Origin of the sequence: Chryseobacterium arthrosphaerae (genome assembly GCF_001684965.1) — a bacterium.
GTDB classification, from domain to species: domain Bacteria; phylum Bacteroidota; class Bacteroidia; order Flavobacteriales; family Weeksellaceae; genus Chryseobacterium; species Chryseobacterium arthrosphaerae.
The window spans coordinates 612,233-629,277 of record NZ_MAYG01000001.1 but is presented as its reverse complement, the minus strand read 5'-3'; the positions used below and the strand labels follow the sequence as shown (position 1 = coordinate 629,277).

At 38.7% G+C, this 17,045-nt stretch carries 15 protein-coding genes; 5 read left to right on the top strand and 10 right to left on the bottom strand.

What is annotated here, in order from left to right:
* Positions 1–102: 102 nt before the first annotated feature.
* On the top strand, positions 103–576 hold the full coding sequence (locus tag BBI00_RS02780) for a 23S rRNA (pseudouridine(1915)-N(3))-methyltransferase RlmH (RefSeq protein ID WP_065397339.1): 474 nt from the start codon (positions 103–105) through the stop codon (positions 574–576).
* Between the two features lie 48 nt (positions 577–624).
* On the opposite strand, the gene BBI00_RS02775 is transcribed toward BBI00_RS02780, so the two are convergent.
* The 4 genes from BBI00_RS02775 to BBI00_RS02760 are packed head-to-tail and all read right to left on the bottom strand — an operon-like array spanning position 625 to position 2,943.
* A complete protein-coding gene (locus tag BBI00_RS02775) occupies positions 625–1,200 on the bottom strand; it encodes a hypothetical protein (protein ID WP_123902214.1) in 576 nt (191 codons plus the stop codon).
* Positions 1,201–1,230: 30 nt separating this feature from the next.
* Positions 1,231–2,043: a tetratricopeptide repeat protein gene (locus tag BBI00_RS02770; protein ID WP_065397337.1), complete on the bottom strand. Its 813-nt coding sequence runs from the start codon at positions 2,041–2,043 to the stop codon at positions 1,231–1,233.
* Positions 2,040–2,606 carry a phosphatase PAP2 family protein gene (locus BBI00_RS02765; protein WP_065397336.1) on the bottom strand — a complete coding sequence of 189 codons (567 nt, stop codon included), beginning with the start codon at positions 2,604–2,606 and terminating at the stop codon, positions 2,040–2,042. Before BBI00_RS02765 ends, BBI00_RS02770 begins: the two co-directional genes overlap by 4 nt.
* Before the next feature lies 1 nt (position 2,607).
* Entirely contained in the window at positions 2,608–2,943 is a 336-nt protein-coding gene (locus tag BBI00_RS02760) for a Sec-independent protein translocase subunit TatA/TatB (RefSeq protein ID WP_065397335.1), read from the bottom strand.
* Between the two features lie 254 nt (positions 2,944–3,197).
* Between BBI00_RS02760 and BBI00_RS02755 the strand changes: the two genes are divergently transcribed.
* Positions 3,198–4,148, top strand: coding sequence for a hypothetical protein (locus tag BBI00_RS02755; RefSeq protein ID WP_065397334.1), 951 nt, complete (start codon positions 3,198–3,200; stop codon positions 4,146–4,148).
* 74 nt (positions 4,149–4,222) lie between these two features.
* On the opposite strand, the gene BBI00_RS02750 is transcribed toward BBI00_RS02755, so the two are convergent.
* The 3 genes from BBI00_RS02750 to secD form a co-directional block, all read right to left on the bottom strand.
* Complete coding sequence (locus tag BBI00_RS02750) at positions 4,223–5,023, bottom strand: arylamine N-acetyltransferase family protein (RefSeq protein ID WP_065397333.1); 801 nt, start codon at positions 5,021–5,023, stop codon at positions 4,223–4,225.
* A 143-nt stretch (positions 5,024–5,166) separates the two neighbouring features.
* Positions 5,167–6,420 (bottom strand): TCR/Tet family MFS transporter, encoded by a 1,254-nt coding sequence (locus BBI00_RS02745; RefSeq protein WP_065397332.1) that lies wholly within the window; start codon positions 6,418–6,420, stop codon positions 5,167–5,169.
* 333 nt (positions 6,421–6,753) lie between these two features.
* Positions 6,754–9,648 (bottom strand): protein translocase subunit SecD, encoded by a 2,895-nt coding sequence (secD, locus tag BBI00_RS02740; protein ID WP_065397331.1) that lies wholly within the window; start codon positions 9,646–9,648, stop codon positions 6,754–6,756.
* A gap of 216 nt (positions 9,649–9,864) precedes the next feature.
* Between secD and BBI00_RS02735 the strand changes: the two genes are divergently transcribed.
* Positions 9,865–11,241, top strand: a complete 1,377-nt coding sequence (locus tag BBI00_RS02735) for a PQQ-dependent sugar dehydrogenase (protein ID WP_065397330.1) — start codon at positions 9,865–9,867, stop codon at positions 11,239–11,241.
* 106 nt (positions 11,242–11,347) lie between these two features.
* On the opposite strand, the gene hemN is transcribed toward BBI00_RS02735, so the two are convergent.
* From hemN to BBI00_RS02720, 3 genes are all read right to left on the bottom strand, one after another.
* Positions 11,348–12,706, bottom strand: coding sequence for an oxygen-independent coproporphyrinogen III oxidase (hemN, locus tag BBI00_RS02730; RefSeq protein ID WP_065397329.1), 1,359 nt, complete (start codon positions 12,704–12,706; stop codon positions 11,348–11,350).
* Between the two features lie 178 nt (positions 12,707–12,884).
* Entirely contained in the window at positions 12,885–13,898 is a 1,014-nt protein-coding gene (locus tag BBI00_RS02725; RefSeq protein ID WP_065397328.1) for a WD40/YVTN/BNR-like repeat-containing protein, read from the bottom strand.
* 53 nt (positions 13,899–13,951) lie between these two features.
* Entirely contained in the window at positions 13,952–15,469 is a 1,518-nt protein-coding gene (locus tag BBI00_RS02720) for an amino acid permease (protein WP_065397327.1), read from the bottom strand.
* Between the two features lie 164 nt (positions 15,470–15,633).
* Between BBI00_RS02720 and pnuC the strand changes: the two genes are divergently transcribed.
* Positions 15,634–16,311, top strand: coding sequence for a nicotinamide riboside transporter PnuC (gene pnuC, locus BBI00_RS02715; RefSeq protein ID WP_065397326.1), 678 nt, complete (start codon positions 15,634–15,636; stop codon positions 16,309–16,311).
* Complete coding sequence (locus tag BBI00_RS02710) at positions 16,308–16,976, top strand: hypothetical protein (protein WP_065397325.1); 669 nt, start codon at positions 16,308–16,310, stop codon at positions 16,974–16,976. The genes pnuC and BBI00_RS02710 overlap by 4 nt, the downstream gene beginning before the upstream one ends.
* The last annotated feature ends 69 nt before the right edge of the window (positions 16,977–17,045 follow it).

Sequence of the window (17,045 nt, the reverse complement as noted above, 5' to 3'; positions counted from 1 at the left end):
CATTCCTGCCTCATTCTTCCAGCCGTTGACCTGCCGCATGAAAATTATCACTTTGAGCCTTGAACACAAAAGCGCTATCTTTGCATTCTGAAACTATCATCAATGCGAATCAGTTTACTTTGTATCGGCAAAACAGACGATAAAGAGATCACTTCTTTAATTCATTATTATCTCAACCGTTTACCCAAACACTGGAATTTTGAAATCACGGAAATTCCTGATGTAAAAAATGCTAAAAACCTTTCCCCCGATCTTCTTAAAAAGGAGGAAGCCAAGCTGTTTCTGAATCATATCGATAAAAACGATCTTGTTGTAATCCTTGATGAAAAGGGAAAACAGTTTACCAGCCGGGAATTTTCCCAGAAAATCGATACCTGGATGAATTCTTCTGTAAAAAAGGTTCACATCCTGATCGGCGGTGCTTATGGTTTTTCAGAGGAAATGTACAGCAGAGCAAATGAAAAACTTTCTTTATCAAAAATGACCTTTACCCACCAGATGATCCGCCTGTTTATTGTAGAGCAATTGTACAGGGCAGACCAGATCCTGCAGGGGAAACCTTATCATAATGACTAATAAAAAATGGCCTCCGGAGAGGCCATTTTCAATATATAATACTGTTTTTTATTTCTTTTTAAAACAAATCGTATTGATGCCGGAACTGTAACAGTAAGTTCCTTTTTTAAGTCCCTTCTTAATGGCTGAGAAATGCTTATTCAGATTTTCTTCGCGATCTATGATACCTAACCAATTCTGAACTTTAAGCCTTAAAGGTGTTGTTTCCGCTTTTTGCTGAGCAGAAGGATAAAGCTCAGGAAATGCAAAACTTTCTATTTTATTGTTTCTCAAAAGCTTCAGAGTCAGAGCATCTCCATCCAGATAAGTCACGCTTTCATCATTATATGTTTCATCTGCTGAATCAATGCCTGCTTCCTTCAATTTTAAAATCATCTCCTTAGCTGTTCCCGGAAAAAGGGTGGTCTCCGAGACGATTTCAAGATCGCTTCCTTCTTTTTTCAGATGGGTATTGATGGTTGCCGAATAGGTATCATCCTTATAATGTTTCAATATAATGACCTGAGGTGAATCGCAAAGGCCGAATTCATAATAGCTGAGATATTCTCCGGCTTCCTGCCCTTTTGAAAATCCATACCACAAAAGTGTCGTTATACAAAGTATTTTGATGATTATTCTATTCATTCTTTATCTGAAATGACTTAAAGAAAGTCCTTATTTTTTCACACATTTGGTGTAATATTCTGTCAGCACTGCTTTTTCATATCCTAATGTTACCGCTTTATCAAGGTTGTCACAGGCTTCTTTAGGTTTGCCGGTATCAAACAGGATTAAAGCTCTGGTCACATACGATTGTGAAAACTTCGGATCAATGGAAACAGCTTTATTGACATCTGTTAGAGCTTCCCTGTATTTTTTCATTTTCAGATAAACATCTGCCCTGCCGTTGTATAACAGTGATTCAGGTTTTTCCGAAATAAGCTGATTGTAGTCTTTTAAAGCGCCATCAAGATCACCATTATTCTTCTTAAGCGTTGCCAGTCCTGTTTTGGCAAAAATATTATCGGGGGCAAAGGTCAGAATCTGATTAAGGTCATTGATCGCGAGATCTTTTTTCCCCTGGCTATCATAAATTTTGGAACGTGTAAGGTATAAATCAGGATTTTTATCATCTACCTGAAGACCTTTTTGAATGTATTCCAATGCTTTGATCTTATTTCCCTTCATACTATGTAGTGAAGCAAGATTGGCATATACAGATACCGACATGGGATTGGCTTTTAAGGCAGATTCATAGGATTTAAAAGCAAGGGCTGCTTTTCCCGATCTTCTTTGAGCGGTCCCTAGATAATCATAATATTCGGATTTGAATTTCTGAATCTGTTCTTTTTCAGCCAGTTTGGAATACTGTTCTTCAGCACATTTGTAATCGCCCTTATTGAAACAGTCTTCGGCTATTTTTTTGTCCTGGGAATACGCATTGAATGAAAAGCAAATACATGCTGTCAGTAATAAAGTTTTTTTCATGAGGTTATCGTTTGTTTGTTAATCACTTTTCTGGCGAGTGCACCAAATATCACTCCCAATAAAGATCCAACAAACGCTCCCACCAAAATATCAATTGGAAAATGCACTCCTAAATAAATACGGCTGTAGGAAACCACTAAAGCCCATACAAATATAGCATATGGAAACCATTTAAGTTTATTTTTAAGCAAAATACTTAAAAAAGATGCTAAAAAGAATGTATTAGAGGCATGAGCAGAATAAAATCCATACTGCCCGCCACATTTCACGATCCTCATGTGATGTTCCAATGTCGGGTCATGGCAGGGCCTTAATCTTGCCACACCATATTTGAATACCCCGGCAAGCTGATCAGATACTGTAGCTCCGATGGCGAGAAATATAAGAATAAAAACTAAAGATCTCAGCTGATAGTTTTTATATAAAAAATAAAGGAATATAATGTAGAGGGGAACCCAGATCCAGGTACTGGAAATCATCATCCAGAACTGATCGAAAGAAGAGTCTCCCAAATTGTTAAGGTACAGAAATACCTTTTTATCTTCCTGAATAAGCTCCTCCATATTATCTGCTTACAGGACCTTCGTAGGTTTCATCTTCGGAAGGCTTGATTTTTGGAGGTTCATTGGATGAAGCAGGTTCTGTAAGAATATCTTTTTTGATATCGTTCACAGGATTGAAATCTTTAGCAGCATCTTTTACCTTTTCGATTTCACGTTTGATCTCAGAAACAGGATTATCTGTTTCCTTCATGATCTCTGTTTTGATATCTTCCACTGCTCCACGCATTTTTCTTACCCCTGACCCGAGGTCACGTGCGATCTGAGGAAGTTTATCCGGTCCGAATAATACAACGATTGCAATGGCAATGAGTGCCATTTCTCCAATGCTTAATTCCATGCTGTAAAATTACGAAAGATTATAGACTTATGTTAGCGTAAATGAAAAATTTAAACAAATTTTAAGATTTTAGGGTTAGCGATGTGGGATTCGTGATGTGTGTCATAGGTTACAGGTTGACAGATTGTTTATTACACCCGCTATTGGTGACCTTATACAACCAAATGTTTAATTATTAATAAATAATTAACTCAAAACATTGAGAATTATACAACGATTCAGTATATTTACCTTACACAACAAAAAAAATTAATATGAAAAAATTAGTAACTACTTTTAAAGTTTTTGCCGTACTATCGGTATTGACGCTAAGCAGCTGCAGTGATGAGAACAATGAAATCACCAGGCAGGAAACAGTTCAGGCTAAAGTAAGCACTGAAGATCTGAAAAAGGAAACCACTCCCCTTCCTTCAAAAGTTGTTCCTGAAACAGTACAGGTTCAGCTGGATGAGTCTGAAAAGAATCTTGAAACCTATCTGAAAGGTGATATACAGATTGCAGGCGTTAACATTATCGGAAAAATCTCTACCCAGAAAGGAATTGAAATTTCCCAAAGCTTGGTTTCTGACCCAAGCCGGTTTATTGCGCTGGGAAATATTATGGAAACATCTTCTGTAAAAATCGGAAAGATCGGAGACCTGTATACCGGTGATGATCTGGCGACTGCTCAGCAAGGACTGAAAGATGCGATCACAGAAGAAGTAAAAGCCGGAACCAACGTCATGGAAATAACCTGGAACAGCAAAAACGGAACGTTCAGTACACTTTGTTTTTACAATGAGTCCGGGATTATCTGGGATAACATCCTGGGTGGATTGGTCATGATGGATACAAGGGCCAATACGGAAACTTCTAACGAAGCCCAGGCTTCAAAGGTTGTCTCTAAATGGTACAAGCAATGGTGGACCGCCAACTGGCTTTGGGGATCTAAAAGAGGTGAAATCGGATATCAGATCACGATCTATTACTCAGGATCTACAGTTTCCAATGCGGATGTGAGCGACTGGGGCTCAATAAGTTTAGGAAAGGCGAAAAGCGAAAGTAAGATCATCAGAAGAACAGGTGCTTACGGACAGTGCCAATATGCATTGGGTCTTTGTACTCCTACCGGTTCTCTGAGCTTTAATGCCAGCAAATTCTCGGTATCATTCTCAGGATTAGGAAGCAATATTGTGAGCAACGGAACAAAATCTTTATATCCTTAATCTTCATACAGAATTGAATTTCTAAACAAAGGGAAGCCGATGGCTTCCCTTTTATTTTATAGTTCAGAATATCATCATTCATTCAGTTTTTTCTTCAAAAGATCAATCGCATTACCTCTTAACCCGAAGGTATTTTTTATTATTTCAAATAGCTGCAGATCACTATCTATGGAGACCGATTCTTTTAATCCTTCATTTGACCGGATATTCAGCACGTGATCTGTATAGGTATAACGGGCATTTTCATCAACTTTTGAAAGAACCAGATTTTTCTTAAAACCTGAGCCGGGAAATGTTGCAAGGTACCAGTTGGCAATTTCCAGATCAGCGGTTTCTACATGGTCAAGGGCAAAACGATAAACCGGAAACCATTCCTCCCGTAAGGTCCAGAGCAGGTAGCCCTCCTCTTTTCGTGAAATTTTAAATAACCCGTTTGGAGTCTGCTGAGCTTTTTCATCATTCAAAACTAAAGGCGCAGTGAGTGTTGCTGTACCAAAACCACAATCTACAAGATATTTCTGTCCTTCGAAATCAACAGTCAGGAACAAATGGGTCTTTGCAGCAGTACTGTTTTCTTCTCTTTTCCAAACAACCCTGCCCAACTGCAACTGAACATGGAATCCTATATATTTCAGCACTTCACTTAAAAGCAGATTCTGCTCGTAGCAATATCCTCCTCTGCCATGAACGACCAGTTTCTGAAAAACATCCTCTGTATTCAGAGAGGGAACTGTTCCGGTATAAGGATCTATATTTTCAAAAGGTATATGTTTGGGATGCCATTGATGGATTTTTTTCAATGTATCCAGACTGGCGTCATAGGTTCCGGAATAATGAATCCGTTGCAGGTATTTTTCTAATTTCAATTCATTCATAATGTCGGCTTTAACATTAAAAACATAACAGGGGTCAGCTAGCCAAAGGCACTGTAACTCTATGACAATTTACACAAATATTCAGAATTAGTCTCTAAAAAAATAAGGTTAAGATGTTTCAATGTATCTTAACCTTATCCTTTTTATTTTGAGTATTTATCTTCCGGGAATGTATCCAGATGTTTCGGTTTTTTCTGAAAAGCAGCATAGGTAATAACAACACTGATGGCCATCAGAATAAACGCTAAAAAGAACGGTGCTCCTGAAAATTTAAACGGTGCTTCATCGTGGGTGAAAAAGTAAAACAGGTTGGTCATCATCGGAGGCCCGATAATGGAAGTGGCACTCATTAAACTGGTTAAGGCACCCTGTAATTCACCCTGTTCATTGGAAGGAACACTTTTCGTAATCACAGACTGCAAAGCCGGTCCACAAATCCCTCCAAGGCAATACGGAATCAGGAATACAAACATCATCCAGCCTTCAGAAGCAAATGCAAACAACAGCATCCCTACAGCATAAAATGCCAATCCGTAATAGATACTTTTCTGTTCTCCCAGTTTTGGTGTTGTCCATCTGATCAGAACTCCCTGTACCAATCCTACCAGTAGTCCTACAACCCCTAATGAAATTCCTACCATTCTTTCTGTCCAGCTGAATTTATACATAGTAAAGAAGCTCCAGTTACTCTGTACAGCATGGCCTGCTATATAAATTAAAATCAACGAGACAATTAATCCTGAAATTTCGGGATGTTTACCTAAAAATTTAAATGAACCTACTGGGTTGGCACGCTTCCAGTCAAATTCTCTTCTTTTATCTTTATCCAAACTTTCCGGAAGGATGAAATAACCATACAGGAAATTCAGCAGACAAAGGCCTGCAGCCGCATAGAAAGGAACCCTCGCTCCATAATGTCCGAGAACTCCTCCCAGAACCGGTCCGATAATAAATCCAAGTCCGAAGGCAGCTCCTATCAGTCCAAAGTTTTTGGCCCGGTCTTCATCAGTAGAAATATCTGCAATATAAGCACTTGCCGTGGTGACGCTTGCTCCAGTAATTCCTGCTATTATTCTTCCCAAAAACAGCCACCAGATTGTGGGTGCCAGTGCCAGAAAGATATAATCTACAGCAAACCCGAAAAGTGAAATCAGGATAATAGGTCTCCGCCCATACTTATCACTCAGGTTTCCGACAAGAGGGGAAAAAATGAACTGTGTGAAAGCGTAGGCAAATCCCAGCCAGCCTCCATACTTTGCAGCTTCACTGATATCTGCATGAATCAGTTCCTCGATCAGTTTCGGAACCACAGGAATAATGATGCCCCATCCAGTAATATCAATCAGTAAAGTAATAAATATAAAGCCTATAGCCGCTTTTTTCTTTGAATTTTCCATGATGGTGCAAAATTAATCAAATCTTAAAAATAATGATTCTAAATTTCACTGTATTAAAGAAGTATAACACAAAATAACTAATCTACAGTAAAATAATAGAATTTTTCTCTAATTTTTCCAATCCAAAATAAGAACAGATTATTAGATATTCGGCAGTGATAAATAAAAAAAACTATTCTAAAAATAAATCAAAAGCAGGTTTGAGAACGCCTGTTGAATCTTATTTTTGATGAGCAATAGCAGATAACTCCGAGTCCATATGTTTTCATTGGTGTAATTAAAATAAAAAAGCCTTTCGAAAGAAAGGCTTTTACTAATTTATTGTAGTTCGTATTACTTTGAAGCTAGCACTTCTTTGTCAGAAGTTGTTTTACCATGTACTTCTTCTTCTTTTCCTTTCTTCAGGAAATCATAAGCAATTGCTGATGCAATAAAGATGGATGAATAAGTACCGAATCCGATACCGATCAACAGGGCAAACATGAACCCTCTAAGGTTGTCTCCTCCAAAGATGAAGATCGCAAGGATCACAAGGATTGTAGTAAATGAAGTGTTGAATGTTCTACCCAATGTACTTGAAATAGAGTCATCAAACAAGCCAGCCAATGTCAGTGATTTCTTCTCTCTCAGGTACTCCCTGATTCTGTCGAAGATAATTACCGTATCGTTGATAGAATACCCCAATACCGTAAGGATCGCAGCAATGAAATCCTGGTTGATCTCCATATTGAACGGCATATATTTGTGAAGTAATGAATACGTTCCCAAAATGATAACCGCATCGTGGAACAGGGCAGCAACTGCCCCCAGTGAGAACTGCCATTTTCTGAATCGGAATAAGATATAGATAAAGATACCGGCCAATGCTGCTACTACAGCAAGAATACCGTGCGTCTGAATATCATCAGCCACTGTAGGTCCTACTTTTTCAGAAGAAATAATTCCTGCATGGTCTTTATCCGCAGATTTGAAATCATTCAGGGTAATATTAGCAGGAAGCTCTCCTTTTAATCCTTCGTATAGTTTTTGTTCAATCGTCTGGTCAGCTTTTAAAGACTCATCTTCGATAAGGTAATCTGTAGAAATCTTCAACTGGTTCGAGTTTCCGAAAGTCTTAGCTTCTACAGAAGAGTTTTTCCCATCTTCGGTTTTGAAAAGTTTTACAAGCTTCTCTTCAACGTCATTAGCATTTACTTCTTTATCAAATCTTACCACATAGTTTCTACCTCCTGTAAAGTCGATACCGTACTTGAACCCGTGAGTAACCATAGAAATAATACACACTACAGTCAATACCGCAGAAATGATATAAGCATATTTTCTCTTTCCGATGAAATCGATCCATGTATTTCTGAATAGGTTTTTCGTAGGCGGAGTCCATACAGAAAGGCTCTTCCCTTTATTCAGTCTGCTGAAGATCATTACTCTTGATAACAATACAGAGGTGAACAATGTCATGATAATACCGATCATCAGTGTCAAAGCAAATCCTTTAATAGGCCCTGTTCCGAAGAAGAATAATACTACCGCAGTCAGTAACGTAGTTGAGTGACCGTCAATAATTGCACTTAATGCATGTTTGAAACCGTCTTTATAAGCTTCCAGGATGCTCTTACCGGCAAATAGTTCTTCTTTCGTTCTTTCATAGATAATTACGTTGGTATCTACCGCCATCGCCATCGTCAATACGATACCTGCGATACCAGGAAGAGTCAGCGTAAAGTCTCCGGAATCCATAATTCCGAAAATATAGAATAAGTTGATTACCATCGCAATTACAGCGTACACACCGGCACCACCGTAATAGAAAATGATATAAACAATAATAATTAAGAATGCGATCGCAAATGAAATCATACCGGCATTGATAGATTCCTGCCCAAGAGACGGACCTACCTGAGTAGCCTGAACTACTTTTGCCCCTGCAGGTAATTTACCAGCACCTAAAACGTCAACCAATTCTTTAGCTTCTTCCTGAGAGAAGTTACCAGAGATTTGAGTTCTCCCGTTAGGAATAGCACCTACAACGTTTGGAGCAGTGTATACTCTGTTATCAAGTGTTACAGCTACTGGTTTTCCAACGTTTTTCTCCGTTAAAGTTTTCCATTCTTTAGCACCTTTAGAATCCATCTGCATGTCTACCACTATTCTTCCAAGTTCGTCATAGCTGATGTTTGCAGTTTCTACGGCACCGTCTACCGGAGCTTTCTGGTTAATGTTACTTCTGATTGCATACAATACCAAATCATCAGGACTTGTAGCTTCAGGTTTGTAACCCCACATGAACTGTGTATATTTAATGTTGGCCGGACGTAAAGCCTGTCCTACTTTGCTGTTTAAAATTTTATTTACAACAGCAGTATCAGATAGTTTTACATTGGCAACACCATTTGTTCTTAATTTGTCAAGCTGTAAAAGATTCATGAAGTTTACATTCTTTGCTACTCCCATAGAATCTCCTTTTGCAGCAACCATAGTTGTCAAAGTCTGGAAATAAGGTGCAATTTCAGGAACCTGCTGTACTTCCCAGAATTGAAGTTTTGCAGAAGTCTGAAGCATTTTCTTCACTTTGTCAATATCTTTCATACCAGGCATTTCCACAGAAATTCTCGCTGTACCAGGTACTCTCTGAACGTTTGGCTGGATGGCTCCAAGCTTGTCAATTCTCGTTCTGATTACCTCGAAAGCTGTTCCTACAGAAAGATCGATTCTTCTCTTTATAATACTTTTTACCTGCTCATCAGTAGTGTTGTACTTGATTTCAGACAGGTTTGTATTTCCGAAAAGTTCCGGATCAGCAAGCTTCAGGTTTGTTCCTTTTGCTTTGTTTACCGCATCGAACTGTTCAAAGAAATTGTCGATGTAAGATTTTGTTGAGTTTTTCTGAGCTTCATCAGTCTTGTTTAAAGCCTCAATAAGAACAGGGTTGGTAGAATAATTGGTCAAATCATTTACCAGATCTCTCTGGTTGATTTCCAACAGAACGTTGATCCCTCCTTTTAAGTCAAGACCCAGTTTCATTTCCTTGTCCTTCGCTTTAGAATAATAAAGCTTTGTATACCCAAGATTAAGAGTATCTTCCTTGATTCGTTTGATCTCTTTCTCGTTTCCTTTCGCAGCTTCAATCTGCGATTCAATTTTGCTGGTGTACCAGGTTGGCAATAGCTCGTTTAAGCAGATCAACCCCAGGACAATAGCAACAATTGTAATAAGTCCTTTTCCTTGCATTTTGTTATAACTACGTTAAATTAAGTCGGCAAATATAATGATTTTCTTGTATTTTATGAATTTTTAACAACAGAAATGGTTTATTTTCAGATATATTGGTATTCTGATTTCTATTTAAGATTTAACAATTATTTGACAGTATCATCATAAAGTCTGCAAAAACTGATTGGTATAAAATTTTCATTCATATTTCAACACCTTAACTATCAAAATATTATGAAAAAACTACTTTTTTGCATCAGTATTTTTTCTTCCTTAATCGGTAATGCCCAAAGCATTAATCTGGAAGAATTTGTGAGCGGACTGACCAGTCCTGTAGAGATTACCAACGCAAATGACAGCCGTCTGTTTGTCGTTCAGCAAAACGGAATTATTAAGATTATTCAACCCAATGGGACCGTTAATGCCACCAATTTCCTGAATATTTCGTCCAAGATTAATTTTGGTGGTGAAAGAGGACTTCTCGGGCTTGCATTCCATCCACAATACTCTGTCAACGGGTATTTTTTTGTGTATTATAACAACCCTGCCGGAAATATTATCGTGGCAAGATACAGTGTAAGCTCCACAGATCCCAATGTAGCCAATGCCAGTTCTGAAAAGATCCTGCTGAATATCCCCAAACCTTTTGCCAACCATAACGGCGGAAGCATTCATTTTGCGCCTGACGGAAAATTGTGGATCATCACAGGAGACGGTGGAAGCGGCGGAGACCCCAACAATAATGCCCAAAATAAAAATTCACTGCTGGGAAAAATGCTGCGGATAGATGTGGATGCCACTGATCCTACTCCTTACAACATCCCTCCTGACAATCCTTTTGCGGGTGCCGGGGTAGACGGAGCCGATGAAATATGGGCTTACGGACTCCGAAACGCCTGGAAGTATTCCTTTGATCTCACTACAGGAAATGCGATGATTGCTGATGTGGGACAGGAAAACATAGAAGAGATCAACAAAATGCCCATTACACAGGCAGGTATAAATTATGGCTGGCGCTGCTATGAAGGAAATAATGCTTACAATACAGCGGGATGTCCTGCCCAGTCTACGATGACATTCCCGATTGCAGTTTACGACCATTCCGGAAATAAATGCTCCATCACGGGAGGCTACGTCTACAGGGGAACCCAATATCCTGCTCTTCAGGGGAAATATTTTTTTGCAGATTACTGCTCCACACAGATCGGAATTCTGGACAGCAACAATACCATAACCTGGACTTCTGCCTACAGCGGGAATAACTTCTCCACTTTCGGACAGGATTCACAAAAAGAACTGTATGTAGCCGCAGTGAATAGCGGGAAAATTTTTAAAATTACAACCGGAACGCTATCAACAAAGGAAAATGATCCTTTAGCCACCGTGAAAATCTATCCCAATCCGGCCTCGAAAGAAATCTTCATCAAGGGCATAAAAGATAAAAAAATAACAGCTGAGATCATCAGTGCAGAAGGAAGAAAAGTTCTGGAAACCGGTCAGGTTACCAGCGGTAAAAGCATTGATATTTCCGGAATAGCTGCCGGTGTTTATTTTATCAATGTAAAATCCGGTGATCTGAAATCTTACAGCCAGAAAATTGTCATTAAGTAGGATTTGTTAGCAGTTAAGAACACACCCGCTGCTCGACGAAGTGCCGTTGCGATCGAAAATGTTAAAGCAAATAAAAAAGCGGTTCATTGTTGAACCGCTTTTGTTTTTATATCGTCATGGAGAAAATTCTCGTTTCCGGTTTATTTCTCATCATTCTCAGGTCGAAAACCATTGCAACATTTCTGGTGAAGGCTCTTCCTGCTTCTGTAATTTTTATTTCATGCCCATTGATTTCAACTAAACCGTCATTTTCCATCTCTTTCAGCATATCTAATGCATTTTCAAGCTCCGGGAATGAATTGGTTTCATTGAAAGTCGTTTCAAGCTGGCACATCAGGTTCAGAATATGTCTTCTTACCACCAGGTCTTCTTCATTCAGTACATGGCCTTTCACTACAGGAATCTTGCCTTCTTCCACCATTTTCTGGTATTCTTCCACGGTTTTTACATTCTGGGCAAAAGCATACCAGGAATCTGAGATCGCAGACATCCCCAGTCCTACCATCAGTTGGGTATTGCTTGAAGTATAGCCCATAAAGTTTCTGTGAAGTTTTTTGTGGATCAGAGACTGGTATAAATCATCATGTTCCAGAGAGAAATGATCCATTCCAACCTCAATATATCCCAGATCCTGAAGCAGTTTTTTACCATCTTCATACAGACGTCTCTTTTCTTCCCCGCTTGGCAGGTCATTTTCATCAAATCCTCTTTGCCCTACTCCTTTCACCCATGGAACGTGTGCATAAGAATAGAAAGCAAGTCTGTCCGGTTTCAGTTCCATCGTTTTTCTGATGGTATGTTCCATTGCTTCCCAGGTCTGATGCGGAAGACCGAAGACCAGATCATGACTGATACCTCTGTAACCGATTTCTTTTGCCCATTCCGTCACGTTTTTCACATTTTCAAAAGGCTGGATTCTGTTGATCGCTTTCTGTACTTTAGGATCGTAATCCTGTACCCCAAAGCTCACCCTTCTGAAACCAAGATCATACAAAGTCTGAAGATGTTCCCTGGTGGTGTTATTCGGGTGGCCTTCAAAAGAGAATTCAGGATGTTCTGCAATATCTACGGTTGAAAAAATACCCTCCAGCAAAGTTCTTAAGTTTTCAGGAGAGAAAAATGTTGGTGTACCGCCCCCCAGGTGAAGTTCTTTCAGCCTGGGCCTTTCATCGAAAAGCTCAAGGTAAAGTTTCCATTCTTTTAATACGCTTTCCAGATAAGGAACTTCAACGCTATGCTGCTTCGTAATTCTTTTATGACATGCACAGAATGTACATAACGCCTCACAAAAAGGCAAATGGATATAAATAGAAATCCCCTCCTCCGCATTGGTTTCATGAAAAGACCTGATCACGGTTTCCTTCCATTGTTCCGGTGAAAATGTAGTTTCATCCCAGTAAGGAACGGTCGGATAAGAGGTGTAACGAGGTCCAGGGATATTATATTTATCTATTAAAGAGTTCATTTTGAAAAATTAAATTGATCAGATGATGAAATTTAACATAATTAAAATTTCGTCCTGCAAAATTAACCATTAGTTGTGAAATATAACCTATGAATTATATTAGGTTGTATTTTATAATGAGTCTAAATACGCATTATCAATACCTTTCCTCAATAATGATAATTTCTATCCATATTATTTAAAATTTTAATTTCACTACTGAAATCTTTCCATTGCCAGCAGCTACAATCCTATTGGCATCTATCCATTCACAGACAAAAAAACCTTTTTCATCTGAAATTTTCTTCCACGTTTTTCCGAAATCAGAAGAATAACTGATGTGCCGGTCGCCTACAGCAATGATTTCTTTTCCTTTTGAGCCCGGCTTGATTTTCACACAGGTCGTATATCCTGCATTCTGTCCTGAAGCCTGAATCTGCCATGTTTTACCTCCATCATGGGTTGTTGCAATATTGTTGATATTGGCTTCCTGCTTTGTATAATCACCTCCTGCTGCAATTCCGAAATGGTCATCATTAAAATCAATGGAATACATTCCCTGTGAAGATTCTCCCTGAATAAACGGGGTATTGAACACTTCAATTTTTTCATTCTTCAGGTCCATCCTTAAAATTCTTGAAGCTTTACCCCCTGTCGCAATCCACAGGTATTTCCGGGTAGAAGAAATATTGGTATTACTGGCAGCAAAAGCGGCTTCTCCTTCATTCAGTTTCAAATCACTTTTCAGCATACTCCAGCTGCCATTTCTGTAAACGGCAAGCTTCAGTAAATTATCCTTGTCTGCATCACTGAATGTATATCCCAACTTATCGTTCACAAAATGTAAAGCATCATAAAAAGCGGTTTGGGAGGTATCTGTGAAGACAACCTGTGACTTCATGTCCTTTTTGTCTATTGTAAAGAAACGGCCCGGACTTCCGATATTGATGGCATAGAAGGAAGTTTTACTCTGACCCAGAGTACGGAACTCAAGTTTTTCGTCCGAAAGCCTGATCTGCTTCTGGTTTTTATAATCTTTAAGATCCACAAAACCGAATTTAGCATCCGTACCACTGTACCAGACCTTATGATCATACAGCTCAATCGCTCTGATGCTTATTTTATCATTTAGGATCGTTTCAATATTTTCTACCTGTTGAGAAAATGCGCCTATTCCTGCAGAAAGGAATATAATGGAAAGTATTTTTTTCATAAGCTCCTGCTTTTTAAGAACAAAAAAACCGCCGAAGCGGTTTATATATTGATTTAGTCTACGTTTTTATATTTTTCCGGATTATTAAGTTTACTGTTTGATTTTCCATAAAGGAAATACACTAAACCACCTAAGAATAACCATACCGCAGAAAGTTCCAATGCATGGGCACTTAAGTTAAAAATCAGATAAAGATTGATGATTACCCCCAATGCTACTACCACTTTATAAGCAGGAACCTTGAAAGGTCTGATCAGTGCAGGTTCTTTCTTTCTCATTACCCAAACAGCGATACATACCAGTGTAAATGCAAACAGGGTTCCGAAGCTCGTCATATCTGCAAGAGTGGAAATTGGAGTAAAGGCCGCAATGAACGCTACGACAATTCCCAACAGAATAATTCCCTTGTAAGGAGTCTTTGTTTTAGGATGAAGCTCCCCGAAGAACTTAGGAATCAATCCGTCTTTTGCCATACCGATGAAGATTCTGGACTGTCCCATCATCATTACCATTACTACAGAAATCAATCCTACCGTAGCAGCGATTGTTACCACATTACTTGCCCAGTGTTTTCCTGCAATTTCAAATGCATAGGCTACAGGTGCTTTGATCGCATCAGGATATTTTCCTTCCGGATTGAAGTCGGTATAATGCATCATTCCTGTCAATACAAGAGATACACAGATATATAAAGCAGTACAGATCAATAATGAAGCAATAATAGCAAAAGGTACATCCTTTTTAGGATTGATTGCCTCTCCTGCCTGGGTAGAAACAGCATCAAAACCGATATAGGCAAAGAAAATTGCTGCTGCTCCGGAAATGATCCCTTTGATCCCATAGGCAGAGACCATATCACCTTCAGAATTCTTGATTCTGATCTGATCAGGAATAAACGGCTTCCAGTTTTTTACTCCGTCCACTGCATTATAAAGGTCAGTATTCGAAAAGATAATATAAACCCCTGCTATGATCACGAAAATAACCGCAGAAGTTTTCATCAGAACGATCAGGTTATTGGCACCCGCTGCTTCTTTAGTTCCTTTTACCAGTAAAGCTGTAATCAATAGAACAAGGATAAATGCAGGCAGGTTCATAGAGAAACCGTCACCGGTATAACTTGCCGGGTCCGAAGTAAGATACGCCGGTAAGTGAATATTGAATATCTTCAGAAATTTATTAAAATAGCCGGACCAGCTTACCGAGACTGCCATACTGGCCATAGCATACTCCAGGATGAGACACCACCCCATTGCCCAGGCAAAAATCTCTCCTACTGTTCCATACGCATACGCATACGCTGAACCTTCTACAGGAATAATCGATGCAAATTCTGCATAACATAATGCTGCAAAAACGCAGGCAATACCTGCTATGATAAAGGAAATTGCAAGTGCTGGACCTGCGTGGTAATAGGCTCCGGTTCCGGTAAGAACAAAAATTCCACCACCAATGATAGCTCCCACTCCAATTGCTGTTAAACTCCATTTTCCAAGGACTTTTTTCAGCTCACTTTTCTTCATATCTGCCTCATAGGCACTTAGTGGTTTTTTAACCCAAATTTTCGACATGTTTTTTTATTTATTAAGGATTCACGAAAATATAAAAAATTTAGGAACTCTCACGTTTATCGTTAAACTTTCATGATTTATTTTACATTAATATCTCAAAAACCCAAACAACATATTATTTAATCCATTTTAAAAAGTCCATATTTTTGCTTATTTTTGATCGCATGAATTTATATGATCTTTTTGTAAAGCCTTATGAAAGCTACGATTCTTTACAAATTATGCTGGAAACGGCAGGTGCTGTTTTCGGAACTTTGAGCGTATATTTTTCCATAAAAAAAAATATATGGGTATATCCTACCGGCATTATTTCAACCCTGATCTATGTATACATTCTTTTTAATTTCGGATTACTGGGAGATTGCCTGATCAATGTATATTATACGGTAATGAGTGTCTATGGCTGGATTTTATGGGCAAAGAACTCAGAAGATCATATACACGTAGACGTTACATGGGCTACCAGGAAAGAATGGCTGTATGCAGGCATTCTTTTTGTACTCAGTTTAGCATTGGTTACCCTTATTTACTACTACAAACCTTATATAGATAATAAATTTTCCATGGAGGGCGCTAATCTTGGACTGTATCATCTGGACTGGGCCAATTGGATGGATGTTTTCACAACTTCCATATTTTTAGCAGGAATGTGGTTTATGGCCAAACAGCGCATAGAGAACTGGATTTTCTGGATTATCGGAGATCTTATTTGCATCCCGATGATGATTTTTAAGGGACTTGGTATCACTTCGGTTCAATATTTGGTATTTACTATAATGGCTATCTTAGGATACGTCAATTGGAAAAAAAGTTTTAAAGAAAAAAGTACAATAAAGTCATGAAAAATTTATTAAAAATAGCACTCAGTATTTTTGCTATTAGCAGTTTAACTTCTTGTTTAGCATATTCAGACGGATACGCCAATAATGGCTATGGTTATGGTGATCCTTATTATAATAACGGATACTACTATGCTCCTTCCGGATATTATGGAAGCGGAGGATATTGGGGTAATGACGGCTATTACTATAGAAATAATATTAATTATTATTATGATAATGGTATTCCTTACTATTATGACAGTTACAACAACTCCAGAAGAAAAGTGTATGTGGAAAGAAGGTCTTCCACAACCACCACCCAGAGACCTAACAACGGTTTCAGGAATAATAACGGATCATACAATAATAATAGCGGGGGATTCAATAATAACAGAAACTCCAATAATAACAGCGGGTTCAGAAACCAGAACAGCCAGGGAAATCAGAATAACCAAAACAGTGGCGGGTTCAGAAATCAGAACAGCAGCGGTAACAGCGGATTCAGAAACCAAAGCAGCGGTTCTCAGAACAACCAAAACAGTGGCGGGTTCAGAAACCAGAACAGTGGCGGATTCAGAAACAGCGAAAGCAGTACGAGATCAGAATCATCCAGCGGGTTCAGAAACAGCTCAAGCAGCCAAAGCAGCGATGCCAACAGACAGAGCAGCGGAAGAGGCTTCAGATAATTTAGATAAAACGATTATAAATAAGGAAACGAACAGTTAACACTGTTCGTTTTTCATTTTAAATATATT